The organism is Streptomyces kunmingensis (genome assembly GCF_039533535.1).
Classification (GTDB): Bacteria; Actinomycetota; Actinomycetes; order Streptomycetales; family Streptomycetaceae; genus Streptomyces; species Streptomyces kunmingensis.
The window spans coordinates 1-21,515 of the sequence record NZ_BAAATS010000012.1; the positions used below are offsets into that span (position 1 = coordinate 1).

A 21,515-nucleotide genomic window follows, 5' to 3' on the forward strand; every position below is an offset into this window, starting at 1 on the left:
TCGCGACAAGTGCGGGTCCGTGCGACTCCCCCGCGGTCAGCCAGCGCAACCTGCTCAACGGTGCTCCTCATGCTCGCGCTCTGCGTTGTGGCTCAACGGGCGGGCAACGGGTGCGCAGCCCGGCCCACCGTGTGCCCCCGATCCTCCCATGCCCCGACGCCGCGCTGTCGCCCTGTCCGCCCTCCGGACGAGGCGGCCGGGGGTCAGCCGAGCGCGCGCAGTGCCGCTTCGCGCATCGCGGCGAGCACCGGCCGCTCCTCGCCCGTGAACTGCTCGAACTGGGAGACGGCCTGATGCACGAGCAGGTCGAGACCGCTCAGCACCGGGCCTCCCCGCCGCTGCCAGGCCGCCGCGAGCGCCGTCGGCCAGGGGTCGTACACGACGTCGAACAAGGTCCCCACGCGCTCGGGCACCTCGCCGGTCAGATGGTCCGTGCCGCCCTTGGGTGTCGTGGAGATCACCAGCGGAGCGTCGAAGGCCCGCGCCGCGTCCGCCCAGTCGGCCGTGCGCACCGCGACGCCGAGCCGCTCGCCCCAGCCGCGCATCTCCTCGGCCCGCCGCTCGCTGCGTACGTAGGCGACGACCTCGCCGGAGCAGATGCGGGAGAGCGCGGCCAGCGCCGACGAGGCGGTGGCGCCCGCGCCGAGGATCGCGGCGGACCCGACCTTCTCGACGCCGCGCTCGTGCAGCGCGGCCACGAGCCCCGGGATGTCGGTGTTGTCACCGGTCCGGCGCCCGTCGGCGTGGAACACCACGGTGTTCACGGCCTCCACGGACGCCGCGGTGTCGGTGATCCCGTCCAGGAGCGGGATCACCGCACGCTTGAGGGGCATGGTCAGCGACAGGCCCCGCCACTCGGGGCCGAGCCCGTCGAGGAACCCTTCCAGGCCCGCCTCGTCGACGTCGAACCGGTCGTACGTCCAGTCGTGAAGACCCAGCGCCTCGTATGCCGCGGTGTGCAGTTGCGGGGAGAGGGAGTGGGCGATGGGCGACCCGAGTACGGCCGCCCTGTACTGCGCTGCCATCAGTTGTTCCTCGACGCGTTCCACTCGTCGACCAGCTTCTGGTGTTCCGCGTTGGTCTTGGTGAACTTACTGGTCTTGCCGTCCATCGAGATGAAGTAGTACCAACCGTCCTCGGTCGGATGGAGGGCGCCCTGGAGCGCCTCCTCGCCGGGGTTCCCGATCGGCCCCGGCGGCAGGCCCTTGTAGAAGTACGTGTTGTAGCGGTTGTCGTACTTGCGCAGCTCCGAGAGCCCGAGGTCGATCTTGCTCTGGTTCTTCACGTAGTTGTACGTGGAGTCGAACTCGAGCATGCCGTTGGTCTCCGCGTTGCCCGGCTTGAGGCGGTTGTAGACGACCTCGGCCATCTTGCGGAAGTCGTCGTGGCTGGTGCCCTCGGCCTGCGCGAGGCTGGCGACGGTGAGCAGCTCCCACGGCCCGTCGAGTCCGAGACTGTCGGCCTGCTTCTCGAGGCCGAGCGCCGCGTACTTGTCGTTGGCCCGGGAGACCATGTCCTTCAGGACCTCCTCGGGCTTCATGCCCTTGGCGGCCGCGTAGCTCGACGGGTAGAGGAAACCTTCGAGCGGGTCCTTCACGTTGGCGTGGTTCGTCGCCCAGTCGGGCAGCCCGAAACTCTTGTAGTCCTTCTTCGCGACCGCGGCCGTCGTGCCCTTGTCGACCTGGAGCTTGCTGTCGATGAGCTTGTAGATCTGGGCGTTGCGCGTGCCCTCGGGAATGGTCAGGTTGCCCTGGCTCTTCGGGCTCAGCATGAGATCGACGGCGCTCGCCGCCGACATCTCCTTCTGCAGGATGTACGCGCCGGCCTGGAGCGATTTGCCCTTGGGGTTCGCCGACTGCGCGGCGACGAACGCGTCCACGCTCTGGACGACGCCCGCCTCTTTGAGCGCCTGCCCGATGGCATAACCGCCCGCACCCTTGGGGATGACGACACTGACCGTCTCCCCGTTGCCCGAGCCCGAGTAGTCGGGCGCCGCGCCGAACCGGTCCTGGTAGAACTGGTAGCCGAAGTAGCCGACGCCACCGACACCGGCGGCGAAGACCACGCTCAGGACGAGGCAGGCGCAGCCGCTGCGGCGTTTCTTCGGCTGCTTGCCGCCGCCGCGTCCGCGCCGGGCGCCCCGGCTCTCCTGCTCATCGTCGTCGTCCTCGTCGTCACCGCCGCTGAAGAACGCGTGCTCGCCCTGGTCGGGGCCCGCGTCCCATTCGGTCTGCTCCGGCTCGGGCGCGCGGCGGCGGCCCGGCGGCTCGGGCGGCGGGTAGGCGCCGGGGGTGTTGTAGTAGTCCGGCTGTTCGCCGTTGAAGGCCGCGGGCTGCCCGGTGTTGTAGGGGTCCATCGGGTCGGCGCCGTACGGGACCTGGCCGCCGTGCGAGCCGTTGGTGTCCCAGCCGCCCTGGTCCTGCTGTCCGCCGTACGACTGTTGCCCGTAGCCCGGGTCCTGACCGTAGTTCGGGTCGTGACCGTGATTCTGGCCCTGACCGTAGTTCGGGTCTTGGCCGTAGTTCTGGTCCTGGCTGTAGCCCGGGTCCTGACCGTAGCCCGGGTTCTGGCCGTATGCCGGGTCCTGGCCGTACCCGGACTGGTGCCCCGTCCCCCAGTCACCTTCGTAGGCCTGCTGGGGGTGGTGCGGGTGCTGCTGCTGCGGGTCGTACTGCCCCTGGCCGCCGTAGGCAGGCTGGCCGTGCCCGGCCTGCTGCCCCCACCCCTGGTCCCCGTACAACGGGTCCTCGGGATGCCACGGTTCGGAGCCTTGGCCCCGGCCATACTCAGTCATCGATCCCCTACAAGCCGCGAGGCGGGGCGGGAGCCCGTGTCCGGTAGGTCAGGAGGGCAACCGTTCCGCCTCTTTCTGCTGTGCGGCAGCTGTTCGAACGCTGCCGGTCGCGCGGAACGTTACCGTATCGCGATCAGACAACCACTTCGACGCCCTCGCCCGGCGCACTTCCTGACGCCCGTTCGGACTCCAGTGCCTGCTGGAGGATGATGACCGCGGCGGCCTGGTCGATGACAGAACGGCCCTTTTTGGACTTTACGCCCGAGGCGCGCAGGCCCTGACTGGCCGTCACTGTGGTCATCCTCTCGTCCAGCAGTCGCACCGGGATCGGCGCGATACCCCGCGCCAGTTCCGTCGCGAAGCCGCGGACCTTGACCGCCGCCGGGCCCTCGCCCCCCTTGAGGGAACGAGGGAGCCCGACGACGACCTCGATCGGCTCGTACTCCTCGACGATCTGCCGCAACCGCCGGTGGGCGGCCGGGACGTCGCGTCCCGGCACCGTCTCGACGGGTGTCGCGAGGATCCCGTCGGGGTCGCAGGACGCGACGCCGATCCGGGCGTCCCCCACGTCGATCGCCAGCCGGCGGCCACGGCGCATCAGTTGGCCGTCTCCGCGACGAGGCGCTCGACGGCGTCGATGGCGTCGCCGATCGCCGCCGCGTTCTGGCCACCGCCCTGGGCGACGTCCGGCTTGCCGCCGCCACCGCCGCCGAGGGTCTTGGCGGCGGTGCGGACCAGGTCACCGGCCTTGAGACCGCGGTCGCGGGCCGCGTCGTTCGTGGCGATGACCGTCAGCGGCTTGCCGTTGACCGTGGTGAAGAGGGCCACGACCGCGGCGCGGCCGCCCTGGATGCGGCCCCGAACATCGAGGACCAGCTTGCGCAGGTCGTCGGCGGACGTGCCGTCCGGGACCTGGCCGGTGACGAGGGCGACACCGCGGACGTCCTTGGCGGAGTCGGCGAGCCCGCCGGCGGCCTGGAGGACCTTCTCCGCGCGGAACTTCTCGATCTCCTTCTCGGCGTCCTTCAGCTTGCCGAGCATCGCGGAGATCTTCTCGGGCAGCTCGTCGGCGCGGCCCTTGACCAGCTCCTGGAGCTGGGCGACGACCGTGTGCTCCTTGGCGAGGAAGTTGTACGCGTCGACGCCGACCAGGGCCTCGATACGGCGCACGCCCGAGCCGATCGACGATTCGCCGAGCAGCTTGACCAGGCCGAGCTGGGCGGTGTTGTGCACGTGCGTGCCGCCGCACAGCTCCTTGGAGAAGTCGCCGATGGTGACGACGCGGACGCGCTCGCCGTACTTCTCGCCGAACTCGGCGATGGCGCCCTGCTTCTTGGCGTCGTCGATCGACATGACCTCGGCCTGCACGTCGAGCTCGCGGGTGAGGACCTCGTTGATCTTCTGTTCGACGTCCGTCATCACGGCCGTGGGCACGGCGGACGGCGAACCGAAGTCGAAGCGGAAGCGGCCCGGCTGGTTCTCCGAACCGGCCTGGGCGGCCGTCGGGCCGAGCGCGTCGCGCAGCGCCTGGTGCGTGAGGTGCGTCGCGGAGTGGGCGCGGGCGATGGCCCGGCGCCGGGTCACGTCGATGACGGCCTGCGCCGGGGCGCCGACGGTGACCTCGCCGACCTGGACGACGCCCTTGTGGACATACACACCGGGGACCGGCTTCTGGCAGTCGCGGACCTCGATGACCGCGCCGCTGTCCAGCTTGATCCGGCCGGTGTCGCCGATCTGGCCACCGCCCTCGGCGTAGAAGGGGGTGCGGTCGAGGACGACCTCGACCTCGTCGCCCTCGGTGGCGGCGGGCGACGAGACGCCGTTCACCAGCAGGCCGACGATGGTGGACTCGCCGACGGTCGAGGAGTAGCCGATGAAGTCGGTGGCGCCGGCGGCGTCCGCGATCTCGCGGTAGGCGCCCATGTCGGCGTGACCGGTCTTCTTGGCCTGCGCGTCGGCCTTGGCGCGCTCCCGCTGCTCCTTCATCAGGCGCCGGAAGCCGTCCTCGTCCACGGAGAGGCCCTGCTCGGCGGCCATCTCCAGGGTGAGGTCGATCGGGAAGCCCCAGGTGTCGTGGAGCAGGAACGCCTGGTCGCCGCCGAGGACCGTCCTGCCGGCGGCCTTCGTCTCGGTGACCGCGGTGTCGAGGATGTTCGTGCCGCCCTTGAGGGCCTTGAGGAACGCGGCCTCCTCGGCGAGGGCGACGGTCTCGATGCGCTTGCGGTCGGTGACCAGCTCCGGGTACTGCAGACCCATCGTGTCGATGACGACGCCGATCAGGTCGTTCACGACCGGACCGGTGGCGCCGAGGATGCGCATGTTGCGGATCGCGCGGCGCATGATGCGGCGAAGGACGTACCCGCGGCCCTCGTTGCCCGGAGTCACACCGTCGCCGATGAGCATGGCGGAGGTGCGGATGTGGTCGGCGACGACGCGCAGCGAGACGTCCGTGTCGTGCTTGGCGCCGTAGCGGACACCGGTCAGCTCGGTGGCCTTGTCCATGACCACGCGCAGGGTGTCCGTCTCGTACATGTTCTGTACGCCCTGGAGGATCATGGCGAGACGCTCGAGGCCGAGACCCGTGTCGATGTTCTTCGACGGCAGGTCGCCGAGGATCTCGAAGTCCTCCTTGCCGATGCCCTGGCCGCGCTCGTACTGCATGAAGACCAGGTTCCAGATCTCCACGTAGCGCTCGTCGTTGACGATCGGGCCGCCCTCTTCGCCGAACTCGGGGCCGCGGTCGTAGTTGATCTCGGAGCAGGGGCCGCAGGGTCCGGGGACGCCCATGGACCAGAAGTTGTCCTTCTTGCCCAGGCGCTGGATGCGCTCCTTCGGCACGCCGACGACCTCGTGCCAGATGCGCTCGGCCTCGTCGTCGTCGAGGTAGACGGTGATCCAGAGCTTCTCCGGCTCCAGGCCGTAACCACCCTTGTCCTGGGGCGTGGTGAGCAGCTCCCAGGCGTACTTGATGGCGCCTTCCTTGAAGTAGTCGCCGAAGGAGAAGTTGCCGCACATCTGGAAGAACGTGCCGTGCCGGGTCGTCTTGCCGACCTCTTCGATGTCCGGCGTACGCACGCACTTCTGCACGCTGGTGGCGCGCGGGGCGGGCGGCTTGACCTCACCCAGGAAGTACGGCTTGAAGGGGACCATGCCTGCCGGGACGAGCAGCAGAGTCGGGTCGTCCGCGATGAGCGACGCCGAGGGCACGACCTTGTGGCCACGCTCCTCGAAGAAGCTCAGCCAGCGGCGACGGATTTCTGCCGACTCCATCAGTGGTCCTCATTCCGATTGTTCTGCGGATCCCTCGAGCCAGCCCTGTCGGCTGTGTACTGCGTGCTCTCGAGGTATTTGGGGGGTGTCTTGGCGTGGTTGTCGATGACCGCGAAACGGCGCGCGGGCAGTTCGGGATCGACCGGGCCGGTCAGGCCCAGCGCGTCACCGAGCTCGGCCTCGCGGTCGGCCATGTTGTCGCGGACGTCGAGAGCGAAGTCCTTGAGCCGGTGGCCCGCCTCGACCGCCTTGTTGGCGGCCTGGACGGCGAGGCTCTCGGGCGTCAGCTGCTTGAGCTTGCGGTTGACCTTGGTGGTGGCCCACACGCCGGCGGCGGCGCCCGCGGTGAACCAGAACGTACGGCGGAACATCGCTGGGTCAGTCCCTCTTATTCCGGTTGGCCCGCTTGGCCCGGCGTGCTTCAGGGGCCGGGCGCCCCACGATCACGGTGCGGCGGGTCTGCTTGGCGGGCGCGTCCTTGGTGCGGCCGCCGATGGCCCGGCGTACGCCGTAACCGAACGCGGCCACCTTGACCAGCGGGCCCCCGAAGGTGGAGGCCACGGTGGAGGAGAGGGCCGACGCGTTCGACGTGACTTCCTGGACGTCGGAGGCGATGGCGTCGACCCGGTCGATCTGCGTCTGGGCGGAGCGCACCGCGGCCGAGGCGTCGGCCAGCAGCGGAACGGTCTGTTCGGTCACGTCCGCGACCAGCTTCGTGGTCGCCCTGAGCGTCTGGGCCAGCCTCGCGAGCGCCACCGCGAGGAAGGAGACCAGGATCGCCCAGAAGACAGCCACCAGGATCCCGGCCACCTCTCCACCGGACACTTGGCACCGCTCCCTAGCTTCTTGCCGTCTGTTGTCGCTCTGCCGACCTGCCGGCCGGCCGCTGCCGATCATCGAAAAGTCGTCCCCCGAGCCTATCGCGCCCCGCCCCGCTCTCTGTACCGCATTCCGGGGCCGGACGGGGCCGTTTCGACCGGAGCGATTGTACGGACTGCGTACGGATGGGTACGCTCCGTACTTCATGCGACGCTCTCCGCACCCCGCCGGCCCTCCGGCCGGGCCTCCACGCCCCGGTAACCTTCCGCACGAAATGAACCGTTTCATCGGCCGCGCGGCCGAACTCGGCGCTTTGCGAAGGACGCTGGAAACCGCGCGCCTCGTGACGGTCACCGGCGCCGGCGGAGTCGGCAAGTCCCGGTTCGCCGCGCATGTCGCGGCCCGGTCGCCCGAGGGGCTGCGCCGGGACGGGGTGTGGCGGGTGGAGCTGGCCCCGATCCGCCGTCCCGAGCTCGTCGAGTACACGGTCGTCGAGGCGCTCGGCCTGACCGACCACACGACGCGGCCGCCCCGCCAGATCCTGGTCGACCATCTCGCCGAGCGGCAACTGGTGCTCGTCCTCGACGGGTTCGAGCACCTCGTGGACGCGTGCGCCTCGCTCGTACGGGACCTGCTGCGGGCCGCTCCGGGGCTGCGGGTGGTCGCCGTGGGCCGCAGGCCGCTGGCGCTCGAGGGCGAGCATCTGTTCCCGCTGGCCCCGCTGACGGACGAGGACGCGGTGGAGCTGTTCGCGGACCGGGCGACGGCGCTGCTGCCCGGCTTCACTCTGGACGGCGGCCACGCGGTGGACGTCCTGGAGGTGTGCCGGCGCCTGGACTGTCTGCCGCTGGCGGTCGAGCTGGCGGCGGGGCGGCTGCCGGCCCTGTCGCCGACGCAGCTGATGGAGCGCCTCGACGACCGGTTCCGGCTCCTCACGGGTGGCTGCCGGGACGCGCTGCCGCGCCACCAGACGCTGCGGACGGCGATCGGCTGGAGCCACGAGCTGTGCACGGCGCAGGAGCGGCTGCTGTGGGCGCGGCTCTCCGTGTTCGCCGGGCAGTTCGACCTGGAGGCGGCCGAGTACATCTGCGGCGGCGAGGGTCTGCCGTCCGAAGCTGTCCTGGACGTACTGCACGACCTGCTCACACAGTCCGTGGTGATCCGGGAGGAGTCGGTGGCGGGGGTGCGCTACCGGATGCTGGACACGGTGCGCGCGTACGGCGCCGAGTGGCTGGAGCAGATCGGGGACGGCCGCCGGATGCGGCGCCGGCACCGCGACTGGTACATGGGACTCGCGACCTGGTGCGAGCTGGACTGGTTCTCGCCGCGGCAGGGCGAGGTGGCGGCGCGCATCGACGCGGAACTGCCCAACCTGCGGGCGGCGCTCGAGTTCTGCCTCACCGAGCCGGGCGAGACGCACCTGGGCCAGTATCTGGCGGGCACGCTGTGGTTCTACTGGGCGGGCTGCGGGCGGCTCACGGAGGGCCGGCACTGGCTGGACCGCAGTATCGACCTGGACGATCCCGTCGACGGGGACGAGGCCTTCGAGTACGGCGCCTCCCGTCTCAAGGCCCTGTGGGTGCTCGGTTACGTGGCGATCCTCCAGGGCGACACCGTGCCCGCCCTGGCGGCGTTGCAGGAGTGCCACGACGAGGCGGAGCGCGGCGGCGACGCGACGGCGCTCGCGTACGCGGTGCACCGCACCGGCTGCCTGGCGCTGGTGACGGACGACATGCCGCGCGCCGAGCAGCTGCTGCGGGCGGCGCTGACCAGCTACCGCGAGATCGGCGAGCTCAACAGCAACGTGCTGATGGGCCAGGTCGAGCTGGCGATGGCGGTGGCGTTCCAGGGGGACCTGCCGGAGGCCGTGGCGCTGTGCGAGGACGTACGGCAGGTGTGCGAGGACCACGGAGAGCGCTGGACCATGGCCTACGCGCTCTATGTCCTGGCCTACGCGGAGTGGCACAAGGGCGATCTGGTCCGGGCCCGGGAGCTCCTGGAACGGTGCCTGGCCATCGACCACGAGTTCCATGACCTGCTCGGCACGGTGCTGGCGATGGAGCTGCTCGCGCTGGTCACGCTGGCGGAGGGCGACGCAGCGGAGGCCGCAGTGCTACAGGGCGCGGCGGGCGGCATCTGGCCGTCGGTCGGGCTGCCGCTGTTCGGCTCGGGCCACTACAACGAGCCGCACCAGCTCTGCGAGAAGCGGGCCCGTGCGGCTCTGGGCGATGCCCGGTTCGACGAACTTGCGCGCGCGGGCGAGCGCCTCGGTCATGACGAGGCGGTGGCGCGGGCGCTGGGCCAGGGCAAGCCCGGGCGGGTCACCGCCATGGTGCGCACCCCGCGGGCGAGCGCCCCGGACATGCGAGAACCCGCCGCCTCCCCCACCGCGAACGGCGGGGAGACGACGGGCTGAAACGCAGGGTGAGCTACGTCCGCTGGTCGGTCAGCGGGCGTAGTACTCGACGACGAGCTGCTCGTCGCAGATCACGGGGATCTCCTTGCGGTTCGGGTCACGGTCCAGGCGGAAGGCCAGGGCCTTCAGGTTCACCTGGAGGTAACGCGGGGTCTCGCCGTCGGCGGCGAAGCCACCCTCACGCGCGACCTGGAACAGCGGCTTCTCGCGGCTGCGCTCGCGGACCATCACGACGTCGTCGGGACGGACACGGAACGACGGCTTGTCGACCTTGCCACCGTTGACCTCGATGTGGCCGTGGACGACCATCTGACGGGCCTGGTAGATCGTGCGGGCGATGCCCGAACGCAGCAGGAGCGCGTCGAGACGGCGCTCGAGCTCGATGACCAGGGCCTCGCCGGTCTTGCCTTCGGCCTTCTTGGCGCGGTCGTAGGCGCGGGCCATCTGCTTCTCGCTGATGTCGTACTGCGCGCGCAGACGCTGCTTCTCGAGCAGACGGACCTTGTAGTCCGAGTTCTGCTTGCGGCCACGGCCGTGCTCGCCCGGCGGGTAGGGGCGGGCCTCGAAGTACTTGACGGCCTTCGGGGTCAGCGCGATGCCGAGGGCACGCGACTTCTTGACCTTGGGGCGGGACTGGTTCGTCATGAACCAAACACCTCATGTTTTCGATGCGAATACGGCTTCACCAGGGTTTGGGGAGGTCGCATCCGCAGCTCGGGAAACCCTCCTCGTCACAAGGACGGGCAGGGCAGCCGCTCCCGGGGCTGGGCACATACGTGCAGCACGCGAGTGGCCCACCGACCTGTTCCCGGAATCCGGGGGGTGGTGGGCTGCCCGCGACACCTTCGACGGTGCGCGACGCTCCTGGATCCCCATGCCTTGCGGTGTGGGGGATCCGGCTGGATGTCCCGCTCTGGTGGTGCCGGTCTCCCTTTCGGGACACCGGGCGCGGGACGCAGCACTTCGAAGGAGTCTACCGGACGCGGCCGGTACGGATCACCGGCGGCCGCTCAGCCGCCCACTGCGTCGCGAACCGCTCAGCCGCCCGCTTCGCCGCGCAGCCGCTCTCTGACCCGCTCCACCACGTCCGCGTACCGCGCCTCCGCCCCGTACCGCGTGGGCTCGTAGTAACGGCGCCCGGCGATGGCGTCCGGCGCGTACTGCTGCGCCGCGATGCCACCGGGCACATCGTGCGGATACACATAGCCCTGCGCGTGGCCGAGCTTGGCGGCGCCCTTGTAGTGGCCGTCCCGCAGGTGCGGCGGGACCGGGCCCGCGAGTCCCTTGCGTACGTCTTCCATGGCGGCGCCGATCGCCGTCGTCGCCGCGTTCGACTTCGGGGCGAGCGCGAGGGCGATCGTGGCGTGGCTCAGCGTGAGAGCGGCCTCGGGGAAGCCGATCATCGCGACGGCCTGGGCGGCGGCGACCGCGGTGGGCAGCGCGGTCGGATCGGCGAGCCCGATGTCCTCGCTGGCGGAGATCATCAGGCGGCGGGCGATGAAGCGGGGGTCCTCACCGGCCTCGATCATGCGGGCCAGATAGTGCAGCGCCGCGTCCACGTCCGAGCCGCGGATGGATTTGATCAGGGCGCTCGCCACGTCGTAGTGCTGGTCGCCGTCGCGGTCGTACGTCACCGCCGCGCGGTTGACGCTCTCCTCGACGCTTTCGAGGGTGACGGACTCCTCACCCTTGTCGAGGGCCGCGCCGGCCGCGGCCTCCAGGGCCGTCAGCGCGCGGCGCGCGTCCCCGCCCGCGACCCGCAGCAGGTGCTCCTCGGCGTCCGCGTCGAGCGTCAGGGCGCCGGACAGGCCCCGCTCGTCGCTCAGCGCCCGGGTCAGCAGGCCGCGCAGGTCGTCGTCGGTGAGCGGTTCGAGGGTCAGCAGGAGGGAGCGGGAGAGGAGCGGGGAGATCACCGAGAAGTACGGGTTCTCCGTGGTCGCCGCGATCAGCGTCACCCAGCGGTTCTCCACGGCGGGCAGCAGTGAGTCCTGCTGGGCCTTGCTGAAGCGGTGGATCTCGTCGAGGAAGAGGACGGTCTCCTTGCCGTGCCCGCCCATCGCGCGCCGGGCGCCCTCGATGACGGCCCGGACCTCCTTGACGCCCGCGGTGATCGCGGACAGCTCCACGAACCGCTTGTTCGTGGCCTTGGAGACGACGTACGCCAGGGTGGTCTTGCCGGTGCCCGGCGGGCCCCAGAGGATCACCGACGACACCCCGGCCGGTCCCGATCCGCCCTCGCCGACCAGGCGGCGCAGCGGCGAGCCCTGCTTCAGCAGGTGCTGTTGCCCGACGACCTCGTCGAGGGTGCGCGGGCGCATCCGGACGGCCAGGGGGCTCGCGGACGGGTCCTTCTCCTGGCGGTCTTCGGCTGCGGCGGTGAACAGGTCGGGCTCCACGGAGAAAACCCTATGTCACGCCACTGACAACGCCGCGGGTGGCAACTTCGAAGACGGGCTCCGAGGGGCTCACGCCCAGAGCTTGTCGCCCCAGCGCGTGAGGATCAACACCGCGATGATGCCGATGTGCACGACGGGCAGCGCCCAGGTGAAGTCCGCGAAGAACGACTTGAGCCAGCGCGGTGCCGGCAGGAAGTCGTTGCGGATGTTGGACGACGTGACGTACCAGAACATCAGGATCGTGGCGACCCAGGCCAGCGAGCACCACAGGCACAGCGCGTTGATCCGGTACAGCGACTCGAACTGCAGCCAGGTCACGAAGCCGACGCCGAAGAGGCAGCCGGCGTTGAAGACCAGCCAGTACCAGCGCGGGAAGCTCGCCCGGGCGAGGAGGCTCATGCCGACGCAGATCACGATGCCGTACGCGACGAGGCCGAGCATCGGGTTCGGGAAGCCGAAGACCGACGCCTGGTCGCTCTTCATGATGCTGCCGCAGGAGACGACCGGGTTGATGGAGCAGCCCGGCGTGAAGTTCGGGTCCTCCAGGAGCTTGAACTTGTCGAGCGTGATGACCCACGCGGCGAGCACGCCCGCCGCCCCGGTGATCACCAGGAGCAGCGCGAAGGCGCGGCTGCCGCCGACAGAGCGCGGGGCGGCCCCGGCGCCGCTGTCGTGGGAGACGCTGTCGCTTGCTGTCGCGGTCCTGGTCGTCTTGCTCATCACGCCGTTCCGTAGGTGAGGGGTGGGGCCTGCGGGCAGGGTCATTGTGCCGTACGGGCACCGCTGTGCACCGTTCGAACGGCATAAGGAACGGTACGGGCGCGGGCAGGAGAGGGGTCCGGGGCGCACCCCGGACCCCTCTTGTCGCTCGCGAGATCAGCCGAGCTTGCCCTTGAGGACGGCCACGATCTCGTCGACCGAGACCGCGCTCTGCTCGCCGGACTCCATGTCCTTGAGCTGCACGACGCCCTCGGCGAGATCCCGCTCACCGGCGACGATCGTGTACCGGGCGCCCGAGCGGTTGGCGTTCTTCATGGCGCCCTTGAGGCCCTTGCCGCCGAACGAGAAGTCCGCCGACACCCCGGCCTTGCGCAGCTCCGTCACCTTGGTGAACAGCACGCGCCGCGCCTCGTCGCCGAGCGGCACCGCGAACACGCTGGTGGTGGCGGGCAGTTCGAGCTCAATGCCCTCCGCCTCCAGGGCGAGGACGGTGCGGTCGACGCCGAGGGCCCAGCCGACGGACGGCAGCGAGGGGCCGCCGATCATCTCGGACAGGCCGTCGTAGCGGCCGCCGCCGCCCACCGCGGACTGCGAGCCGAGCCCGTCGTGGACGAACTCGAAGGTCGTACGGGTGTAGTAGTCCAGGCCGCGCACGAGCTTCTCGTCGTCCTCGAAGGCGACGCCCTCGGCGAGCAGCAGCTCGCGTACCTGCTCGTGGTACGCCTTGCACGCGTCGCACAGGTAGTCGCGCAGCGACGGCGCGCCCACGAGCTGCTTCTGTACGTCGGCGCGCTTGTCGTCGAGGACGCGCAGCGGGTTGATGTCGGCCCGGCGCAGCGTCTCCTCGTCGAGGTCGAGGCCGCGCAGGAAGTCCTGGAGGGCGGCCCGGTAGACGGGACGGCACTCCTTGTCGCCCAGCGAGTTGAGCAGGATGCGGAAGTCGCGCAGGCCGAGCGAGCGGTACGCCTGGTCCGCCAGGATGATCAACTCGGCGTCCAGGGCCGGGTCCTCGGCCCCGATCGCCTCGGCGCCGACCTGGGAGAAGTGGCGGTAGCGGCCCTTCTGGGGGCGCTCGTAGCGGTAGTACGAGCCCGAGTACCAGAGCTTGACCGGGAGGTTGCCCGCCTTGTGCAGGTTGGCCTCCAGGGCCGCGCGCAGCACGGACGCGGTGCCCTCGGGGCGCAGCGCAAGCTGGTCGCCGCCCTTGGTCTCGAAGGCGTACATCTCCTTGGTGACGATGTCGGTGGACTCACCGACACCGCGCGCGAACAGCTCGACGTTCTCGAAGCCGGGCGTCTCGATGTAGCCGTAGCCGGAGTTGCGCAGCGGCCCGGAGATCGCCTCGCGCACCGCGAGGAACTTGGCGGAGTCCGGCGGAAGCAGGTCGTACGTGCCCTTGGGGGCCTGAAAGGTACTCACGGGAAGTCTTCGTCACATTCCTCGTCGGGGAGCCTCGGTCGAGGGTCCCTGGCCGGCGGCCACCTGCCGCAGATACGGGTTGGTGGCGCGCTCCTGGCCGATGGTGGTCTGGGAGCCGTGCCCGGAGAGGACCACGGTCGAGTCGTCGAGCGGCAGGCACACACGGGCCAGCGATTCGAGCATGTCGTCCATGGAGCCACCGGGCATGTCGGTGCGTCCGATGGAGCCGGCGAAGAGCAGGTCGCCCGAGAAGAACACCTGCGGGATCTCCGCGGTCTCGGGCATCCGGAACGCCACCGACCCCTTGGTATGGCCGGGCGCGTGCGCGACGGTGAAGTCGAGCCCGGCGAGCTTCAGGGCCGCGCCGTCGGACAGCTCCCGTACGTCGTCGGGCTCCCCCACGGTCAGCTCGCCCATCAGCGGCATGCCGATGGAGCGGCCGATGCCCTTCTCAGGGTCGCTCATCATGTAGCGGTCGGCGGGGTGGATCCACGCGGGCACGTCGTGCGCACCGCAGACCGGGACGACCGAGGCGACGTGGTCGATGTGCCCGTGGGTGAGGACGACCGCGACCGGCTTGAGCCGGTGCTTCCTGAGCGCTTCCTCGACTCCCTCGGCGGCCTGGTGGCCCGGGTCGATGATCACGCACTCCTCACCCGCGGCGGGGGCAACCAGATAACAGTTGGTGCCCCAGGCCCCGGCGGGGAACCCGGCAATCAGCACGATCGTCCTTCGTATGTCGTCGGTATGGCGTCGCAGCAACGGAATGCGGCAGATCAGAGCCTACCGGCGCTGCCGTTTCCACAGCGAACCCATATACGGTACGGGGCACCAACCCATGGCCCGGCCCGCACAACAAGGTCTCGAGACGTACGAGGAGAACACCCGGTGGTCACGAAGGATCAGCGGCAGCGTCAGCTCGCCCGGGAGAAGTTCCTGCGCCAGCAGCAGCGGCGCGAGTCCGCGCGACGCAAGGCGCGCACCCGCAACACCGTGATCGCCACGGTGCTCGCGGTGGTCGTGCTCGGCACGGGTGGCGCGTACGCCGCCGGGGCCTTCAAGAGCGACGCCAAGGAGACGAGCGCGGGCTCCGAGCCGAGCGCGAGCCCGTCCCCGTCGAAGGCTCCGGACCCGTGCGAGAAGCCCGCCGAGGGGAAGGCGAAGACGGCTACCTGGAAGAAGGAGCCGGCGATGACCATCGACAAGTCCGCGGACTACTCGATGAAGCTCGCCACGACCTGCGGTGACATCGCCATCGACCTGAAGGCTTCGGCGGCTCCGCACACGGTGAACTCGTTCAACTACCTGCTGGGCAAGGGCTTCCTCGACCACACCAAGTGCCACCGCCTCACCGCCGAGGGGATCTACGTACTTCAGTGCGGCGACCCGACGGGCACCGGCCAGGGCGGCCCGGGGTACACGATCCCGGACGAGAACCTGAAGGACGCCTCCCTGAAGAAGGCGGAGAAGCAGCAGGGCACGCAGCTGTACACGTTCCCGGCGGGCACCATCGCGATGGCGAACACCGGTCAGAAGCACACCGGCGGCAGCCAGTTCTTCCTCGTCTACAAGGACAGCAAGCTCCCCGCGACGTACACCCCGTTCGGGACCATTTCCGACTCCGGGATGAAGGTCCTCGACAAGATCGCGAAGGCGGGTGCGCAGCCGGCGGACCAGACCACCGGCAACACCGCGCCGAACGCGACCGTGGTGATCAACAAGGGGACTGTGACCAAGTCCTGACCTGCCAGCTGCCAAACTTCGGTCGCGCGGGATGCGGACAGCCGCCCCGCCGGTCGCCTATGTTGGCCGTGACGAAACTGTGGACGATGCCCGGGGGCCCACGAGTCCCCCGCAGGCATCATGTGGAGGAGGCGCTGTGAGCAGCGACCCGTGGGGCCGCGTCGACGAGACGGGGACCGTGTACGTGCGTTCGGCCGACGGCAGTGAGCGAGTGGTCGGCTCGTGGCAGGCAGGCTCTCCTGATGAGGCTCTGGCCTACTTCAAGCGCAAGTACGACGGACTCGTAGTCGAGATCGGGCTCCTCGAGCGCCGGGTGCAGACGACCGACCTGTCGGCCAAGGACGCCTCGACCGCGATCGAGCACCTGCGCGAGCAGGTGACGGACGCGCACGCGATCGGTGACCTGGCCGCGCTGGGCAAGCGGCTCGACAAGCTGGTGGAGTCGGTCGAGTCGCGCCGCGAGGAGCGCAAGGTCCAGAAGGCCAAGCAGTCCGACGAGGCGCGGCACGCCAAGGAGGCGCTGGTCGTCGAGGCGGAGGAGCTGGCCCAGTCCGAGCAGTGGCGGGCGGCCGGCGAGCGGCTGCGGGCCCTGGTGGACATCTGGAAGGGACTGCCGCGGCTCGACCGCAAGTCGGACGACGAGCTGTGGCACCGCTTCTCGCACGCCCGGTCGGCGTTCTCCAAGCGCCGCAAGGCGCACTTCGCGTCGCTCGACGCGCAGCGCGAGGAGGCCCGCAAGGCCAAGGAGCAGTTGGTCGCCGAGGCCGAGGCGCTGTCGAACTCGCAGGACTGGGGTGCCACGGCGGCCCGGTACCGCGAGCTGATGACGGACTGGAAGGCGGCGGGCCGGGCCCAGCGCGAGCACGAGGACGACCTGTGGAACCGCTTCCGCGGCGCCCAGGACGTGTTCTTCGCGGCGCGCAGTTCGGTCTTCGCCGAGCGCGACGCCGAGCAGGGCGAGAACCTCAAGCTCAAGGAGGAGCTGGCCGCCGAGGCGGAGAAGCTCCTGCCGGTCGGCGACCTGAAGTCGGCCCGTGCCGCCTTCCGTTCGATCAACGAGCGCTGGGAGGCCATCGGCCACGTACCGCGTGACGCCCGCCCTAAGGTCGAGGGTCGGATGCACGCGGTGGAGCGGGCCATCCAGGAGTCCGAGGAGACCGAGTGGCGCCGGACGAACCCGGAGGCACGCGCGCGTGCCGCGGGTCTGACCGGTCAGTTGCAGGCGGCTGTCGACAAGCTGACGGGTCAGATCGAGCAGGCCCGTGCGCAGGGCAACACGGCGAAGGCCGACAAGTTGCAGCGCGAGCTGGATGGGCGCCAGGCGCTGCTGGATCAGGCGCTGAAGGGGCTTCAGGAGTTCGGCGGCTGAGAGTAGCCGTGAAGGAGCGGGCCCGGGCTTTCGAAAGCCCGGGCCCGCTTTTTGTTCCTCGCGCCCTTTAAGGGCGCCGTGCCGATGTGACTCGGTACACGTCGTAGACGCCCTCCACGCCCCGTACCGCCTTCAGGACGTGGCCCAGGTGCTTCGGGTCGCCCATCTCGAACGTGAAGCGGGACGTGGCCACCCGGTCGCGCGAGGTCTGCACCGCCGCGGACAGGATGTTCACGTGCTGGTCGGAGAGGACCCGGGTCACGTCGGACAGCAGCCGCGAGCGGTCGAGCGCCTCAACTTGTATGGCGACCAGGAAGACCGATGACTGCGTCGGCGCCCACTCGACCTCGAGGATGCGCTCGGGCTCCCGGGACAGGGAGTCCACGTTGACGCAGTCGCTGCGGTGCACCGAGACGCCGCTGCCGCGGGTGACGAAGCCGATGATGGGGTCGCCGGGCACGGGTGTGCAGCAGCGGGCCAGCTTGACCCAGACGTCGTCGACGCCCTTGACCACGACGCCCGGATCGGCGTTCGACCGGCGCTTGGAGCGCCCGCGCGAGGGCGGCGCGCTCTCGGCGATGTCCTCGTTGGCCGCTTCCTCGCCGCCCAGCGCCTGGACGAGCTTCTGCACGACGGACTGCGCCGTGACATGACCCTCGCCGATGGCGGCGTAGAGCGAGGAGATGTCGGGGTAGCGCATCTCGTGGGCGAGCGTGACGAGGGAGTCGCCCGTGAGGATCCGCTGGATCGGCAGGTTCTGCTTGCGCATGGCCCGCGCGATGGCGTCCTTGCCCTGCTCGATCGCCTCGTCGCGGCGCTCCTTGGAGAACCACGCGCGGATCTTGTTGCGGGCGCGGGGCGACTTGACGAAGCCCAGCCAGTCCCGCGAGGGCCCGGCGCCGGCCGCCTTGGAGGTGAAGACCTCCACCAAGTCACCGTTGTCCAGGGTCGATTCGAGCGGCACGAGCCGTCCGTTGACCCGCGCTCCTATGGTCCGGTGGCCGACCTCGGTGTGGACCGCGTAGGAGAAGTCGACGGGGGTGGCGCCCGCGGGGAGCGCTATGACGTCGCCCTTGGGGGTGAAGACGAACACCTCGTTGCGCGACAGGTCGAAGCGCAGGGACTCCAGGAACTCGCCCGGGTCCTCCGTCTCCTTCTGCCAGTCGAGCAACTGGCGCAGCCACGCCATGTCGTTGAGGTGGTCGTCCTTGCCGGTGGTCCGCGGCTGGTCGGAGCGCACCTTGGAGGCGCCGGCGACGGCCTCCTGCTTGTACTTCCAGTGCGCGGCGATGCCGTACTCGGCGCGGCGGTGCATGTCGAACGTACGGATCTGGAGCTCGACCGGCTTGCCGTTGGGACCGATCACCGTCGTGTGCAGCGACTGGTACATGTTGAACTTGGGCATCGCGATGTAGTCCTTGAACCGCCCCGGAACCGGGTTCCAGCGGGCGTGGACGGTGCCCAGTGCCGCGTAGCAGTCGCGGACCGTGTCGACGAGGACGCGGATGCCCACCAGGTCGTAGATCTCCGCGAAGTCGCGGCCACGGACGATCATCTTCTGGTAGACGCTGTAGTAGTGCTTCGGGCGGCCGGTCACGGTGGCCTTGATGCGGGCCGCGCGCAGGTCGCTCTGCACCTCGTCGGTCACTATGGCCAGGTACTCGTCGCGCTTGGGCGCGCGCTCGGCCACGAGCCGCACGATCTCGTCGTACATCTTGGGGTAGAGGATCGCGAAGGCGAGGTCCTCCAGCTCCCACTTGATGGTGTTCATGCCCAGGCGGTGGGCGAGCGGCGCGTAGATCTCCAGGGTCTCGCGCGCCTTCTTCTCCTGCTTTTCGCGCTTGAGGTAGCGCATGGTGCGCATGTTGTGCAGGCGGTCGGCGAGCTTGATGACCAGGACGCGCGGGTCCTTGGCCATGGCGACGACCATCTTGCGCACGGTCTCGGCCTGCGCGGCCTCACCGAACTTGACCTTGTCCAGCTTGGTCACGCCGTCGACGAGGAGGGCGACCTGGTCGCCGAAGTCCCGCTTGAGGGTGTCCAGGCCGTACTCGGTGTCCTCGACGGTGTCGTGCAGGAGCCCGGCCATCAGGGTCGCCGGGTCCATGCCGAGCTCGGCGAGGATCGTCGTCACGGCGAGCGGGTGCGTGATGTACGGGTCGCCGCTCTTGCGCTTCTGCCCGCGGTGCCAGCGCTCGGCGACCTGGTAGGCGCGCTCGATCTGGCGCAGCGTCGACGTCTCGATCTTCGGGTCGTTGCTGCGCACTATCCGCAGCAGCGGCTCCAGAACCGGGTTGTACGGGTTCGAGCGCTGCACGCCCAGGCGGGCGAGGCGGGCACGGACGCGGTTCGAGGAGCCGGAGCGGGCCGCCGGCTGGTTCGCCGCGGCACGGATCGCGGGCGGTGGCGTGGCGCGCGACTGCTCGGCGGCGGACTTGCGGCGCGGCTGTTCGGCCGCTTTGCCGTCCGGGGCGCCGGCAGGCTTCGAAGGGGCCTGCCCGTTCGTCGCGGGCGTGCCGGAGGGAGCCGCGGCCTGGTCGGCCTGCTGGTCGGGCTTGGCGGCGGTGAGTGGCTTGGCCTCGTCTGGCAACGGCGCTCCTCGTGCACACGGGTCCCCGGTTCAGGTCCCGGAGAGTCCATGGTATCGATCCGGCGCCCGGCGAACGTATTCGGCCGGTGGGACTCCCGGTACGGAAGGAACACCAGAGGCGGGCGCCGGATTCCTCCGGGCCCGCCTCCACGGCTCTGAGCTGGTGTTTCTACACGACGAGCAGGGCGTCGAGCGGGGCGCCCTCAAGGGCCGGTTCCAGCCGGTCGCGGCCCGGCAGGAACCCCAGTTCCATCAGGACCGCGACGCCGGCGACCTCGGCGCCCGCCCGGCGGATCAGGTGCAGGGCGGCCTCGGCGGTGCCGCCGGTGGCCAGTACGTCGTCGATGACCATGACACGGTCGCTCGCCGACAGGTCCTCGGCGTGCACCTCGATCTCCGCCGACCCGTACTCGAGGTCGTAGGACTGCGAGAGCGTGGCGCCGGGGAGCTTGCCCGCCTTGCGTACGGGGATGAAGCCGAGGCCCGCGCGGACGGCGACGGGGGCGCCCAGGATGAAGCCGCGCGCCTCCAGGCCGACGACCTTGGTGGCGCCGTGGCGCACGCACAGCTCGGCGAGTGCGTCGGTGAGGGCCGTGAAGGCCGCCGGGTCCGCGAGCAGCGGGGTGATGTCCTTGAACATCACGCCGGGCTCGGGATAGTCGGGGACGTCACGGATACGACTGAGGAGCAGTTCCTTGATATCGGTCATTTCTGCACCTCAGGGCGTGTATGTGAGCGTTTCTCAACAAAATTGCGGTGGGTTTGCGCGGACGAAACCTTAGCAGCCGTCCCGGTGGGGAACGACGCGGGCGCCAGGGCCTCGACGGCTCCTGGCGCCCGTGTGACGCGATGCGGTGTCCGGGTCAGCGGCGCTTGCCCGAGGGACGGCCGCGGCCGCGGTTGCGGGCCGGCTGATTGCGCGGTCCCGCGCCCGCCGGGGCGGCGTCCTCCGGCTCGTCCTCCTGCTGAGCGTCCGCCTGGTGGCCCACGACGGCGGCTTCGGGCTGCGCCGCGGCGGAGGCCCGCTTGGCGAGCACGCGCTTCTTGAGGGCCTTCATCTTCGGCTCGCGCTCCTTGAAGTCGGCGACGAGCGGAGTGGCGATGAAGATCGACGAGTACGCACCGGCGGCGAGGCCCACGAAGAGCGACAGCGAGATGTCGTTCAGCATGCCGGCGCCGAGGAAGCCACCGCCGATGAACAGCAGACCCGCCACCGGCAGCAGCGCCACGACCGTGGTGTTGATCGAGCGCACCAGGGTGCTGTTGATCGACCGGTTGGCGATGTCGCTGTAGGTCCAGCGCGTCTGCTTCTCGATGCCCTTCGTCTGCTCCTTGAGCGAGTCGAAGACGACGACCGTGTCGTAGAGCGAGTAACCGAGGATCGTGAGCAGACCGATCACCGTGCCCGGCGTGACCTCGAAGCCCACCAGGGCGTAGATCCCGACGGTGATGGTGATGTCGTGGATCAGGGCGACGAGTGCGGCGAGCGCCATGCGCCACTCGAAGGCGATCGCCAGATAGATCACGACCAGGACCATGAAGATGGCCAGGCCCTGCCATGCCTTGTTGGCGATCGTGTCACCCCAGCTGGGGCCCACCAGGTCGGCGTTGATCTTGTTGGCGTCGATGCCCAGGTCCTTGGACAGCTCGTCCGCGATCTGGTCCGACTTGCCGGTGTCGATGCCCGCGATCTGGATGCGCAGGCCGCCCGTGCCGAGCTCCTGCACGATCGCGTCGTGGCCCGACGCGTTCTCCGCGTACTCCTCCGCCTTGGCGGCCGAGACGCTGGTCTTGGGCGTCGTGAAGACGGCACCGCCCTCGAAGTCGATGCCCATGTTCAGGCCGCGCACCCCGAGACCGAGGATGGCCGTGATGGTGATCAGTATCGAGACGCCGTACCAGATCTTGCGCTTGCCGATGAAGTCGTAGCCGACCTCACCGTTGTAGAGCCTGGCGCCGAGATTGCCGAGCTTCGACAT

17 protein-coding genes are annotated in these 21,515 nt (G+C 69.9%); 3 read left to right on the top strand and 14 right to left on the bottom strand.

All coding sequences use genetic code 11. The annotated features are described in order from the left end of the window. Nucleotides 1-203 precede the first annotated feature (203 nt). From ABD366_RS14705 to ABD366_RS14730, 6 genes are all read right to left on the bottom strand, one after another. Nucleotides 204-1,025: a shikimate dehydrogenase gene (locus tag ABD366_RS14705; protein WP_324771536.1), complete on the bottom strand. Its 822-nt coding sequence runs from the start codon at nucleotides 1,023-1,025 to the stop codon at nucleotides 204-206. Further along, a complete protein-coding gene (gene mltG, locus ABD366_RS14710; RefSeq protein WP_324771535.1) occupies nucleotides 1,025-2,794 on the bottom strand; it encodes an endolytic transglycosylase MltG in 1,770 nt (589 codons plus the stop codon). Before mltG ends, ABD366_RS14705 begins: the two co-directional genes overlap by 1 nt. A gap of 133 nt (nucleotides 2,795-2,927) precedes the next feature. Further along, nucleotides 2,928-3,392 carry a Holliday junction resolvase RuvX gene (gene ruvX / locus ABD366_RS14715; RefSeq protein WP_324771534.1) on the bottom strand — a complete coding sequence of 155 codons (465 nt, stop codon included), beginning with the start codon at nucleotides 3,390-3,392 and terminating at the stop codon, nucleotides 2,928-2,930. After that, nucleotides 3,392-6,064: an alanine--tRNA ligase gene (alaS, locus tag ABD366_RS14720; protein ID WP_324771533.1), complete on the bottom strand. Its 2,673-nt coding sequence runs from the start codon at nucleotides 6,062-6,064 to the stop codon at nucleotides 3,392-3,394. Before alaS ends, ruvX begins: the two co-directional genes overlap by 1 nt. Further along, nucleotides 6,064-6,435: a DUF6167 family protein gene (locus ABD366_RS14725; RefSeq protein ID WP_324771532.1), complete on the bottom strand. Its 372-nt coding sequence runs from the start codon at nucleotides 6,433-6,435 to the stop codon at nucleotides 6,064-6,066. Before ABD366_RS14725 ends, alaS begins: the two co-directional genes overlap by 1 nt. A 7-nt stretch (nucleotides 6,436-6,442) precedes the next feature. Then, nucleotides 6,443-6,889, bottom strand: coding sequence for a DUF948 domain-containing protein (locus ABD366_RS14730; RefSeq protein WP_324771531.1), 447 nt, complete (start codon nucleotides 6,887-6,889; stop codon nucleotides 6,443-6,445). Between the two features lie 199 nt (nucleotides 6,890-7,088). On the opposite strand from ABD366_RS14730, the gene ABD366_RS14735 reads away from it, so the two are divergent. After that, entirely contained in the window at nucleotides 7,089-9,299 is a 2,211-nt protein-coding gene (locus ABD366_RS14735) for an ATP-binding protein (protein ID WP_324771530.1), read from the top strand. A gap of 30 nt (nucleotides 9,300-9,329) precedes the next feature. On the opposite strand, the gene rpsD is transcribed toward ABD366_RS14735, so the two are convergent. The 5 genes from rpsD to ABD366_RS14760 form a co-directional block, all read right to left on the bottom strand. Next, entirely contained in the window at nucleotides 9,330-9,944 is a 615-nt protein-coding gene (rpsD, locus tag ABD366_RS14740; protein ID WP_324771529.1) for a 30S ribosomal protein S4, read from the bottom strand. 392 nt (nucleotides 9,945-10,336) lie between these two features. Continuing rightward, nucleotides 10,337-11,695, bottom strand: coding sequence for a replication-associated recombination protein A (locus tag ABD366_RS14745; RefSeq protein WP_324771528.1), 1,359 nt, complete (start codon nucleotides 11,693-11,695; stop codon nucleotides 10,337-10,339). Between the two features lie 69 nt (nucleotides 11,696-11,764). Beyond that, nucleotides 11,765-12,415, bottom strand: coding sequence for a vitamin K epoxide reductase family protein (locus ABD366_RS14750; RefSeq protein WP_324771527.1), 651 nt, complete (start codon nucleotides 12,413-12,415; stop codon nucleotides 11,765-11,767). A 156-nt stretch (nucleotides 12,416-12,571) separates the two neighbouring features. Beyond that, nucleotides 12,572-13,834 carry a histidine--tRNA ligase gene (hisS, locus tag ABD366_RS14755; RefSeq protein WP_324771526.1) on the bottom strand — a complete coding sequence of 421 codons (1,263 nt, stop codon included), beginning with the start codon at nucleotides 13,832-13,834 and terminating at the stop codon, nucleotides 12,572-12,574. 12 nt (nucleotides 13,835-13,846) lie between these two features. Continuing rightward, nucleotides 13,847-14,557, bottom strand: coding sequence for an MBL fold metallo-hydrolase (locus tag ABD366_RS14760; protein ID WP_324771525.1), 711 nt, complete (start codon nucleotides 14,555-14,557; stop codon nucleotides 13,847-13,849). A gap of 165 nt (nucleotides 14,558-14,722) precedes the next feature. Here ABD366_RS14760 and ABD366_RS14765 point away from each other — a divergent pair, with 165 nt between their 5' ends. Next, the gene (locus ABD366_RS14765) at nucleotides 14,723-15,577 is read left to right on the top strand and encodes a peptidylprolyl isomerase (protein ID WP_324771524.1); all 855 of its coding nucleotides are present in this window, start codon (nucleotides 14,723-14,725) and stop codon (nucleotides 15,575-15,577) included. Between the two features lie 136 nt (nucleotides 15,578-15,713). After that, entirely contained in the window at nucleotides 15,714-16,946 is a 1,233-nt protein-coding gene (locus ABD366_RS14770; protein ID WP_324771523.1) for a DUF349 domain-containing protein, read from the top strand. A gap of 67 nt (nucleotides 16,947-17,013) precedes the next feature. Here the strand turns inward: ABD366_RS14770 and ABD366_RS14775 are convergent, their stop codons facing one another. The 3 genes from ABD366_RS14775 to secF all read right to left on the bottom strand — a co-directional run bounded on the left by ABD366_RS14775 (nucleotide 17,014) and on the right by secF (nucleotide 21,515). After that, nucleotides 17,014-19,536, bottom strand: coding sequence for a RelA/SpoT family protein (locus ABD366_RS14775; RefSeq protein WP_324771522.1), 2,523 nt, complete (start codon nucleotides 19,534-19,536; stop codon nucleotides 17,014-17,016). A gap of 169 nt (nucleotides 19,537-19,705) precedes the next feature. Further along, a complete protein-coding gene (locus ABD366_RS14780; RefSeq protein ID WP_324771521.1) occupies nucleotides 19,706-20,245 on the bottom strand; it encodes an adenine phosphoribosyltransferase in 540 nt (179 codons plus the stop codon). Between the two features lie 154 nt (nucleotides 20,246-20,399). Beyond that, nucleotides 20,400-21,515, bottom strand: a complete 1,116-nt coding sequence (secF, locus tag ABD366_RS14785; RefSeq protein WP_324771520.1) for a protein translocase subunit SecF — start codon at nucleotides 21,513-21,515, stop codon at nucleotides 20,400-20,402.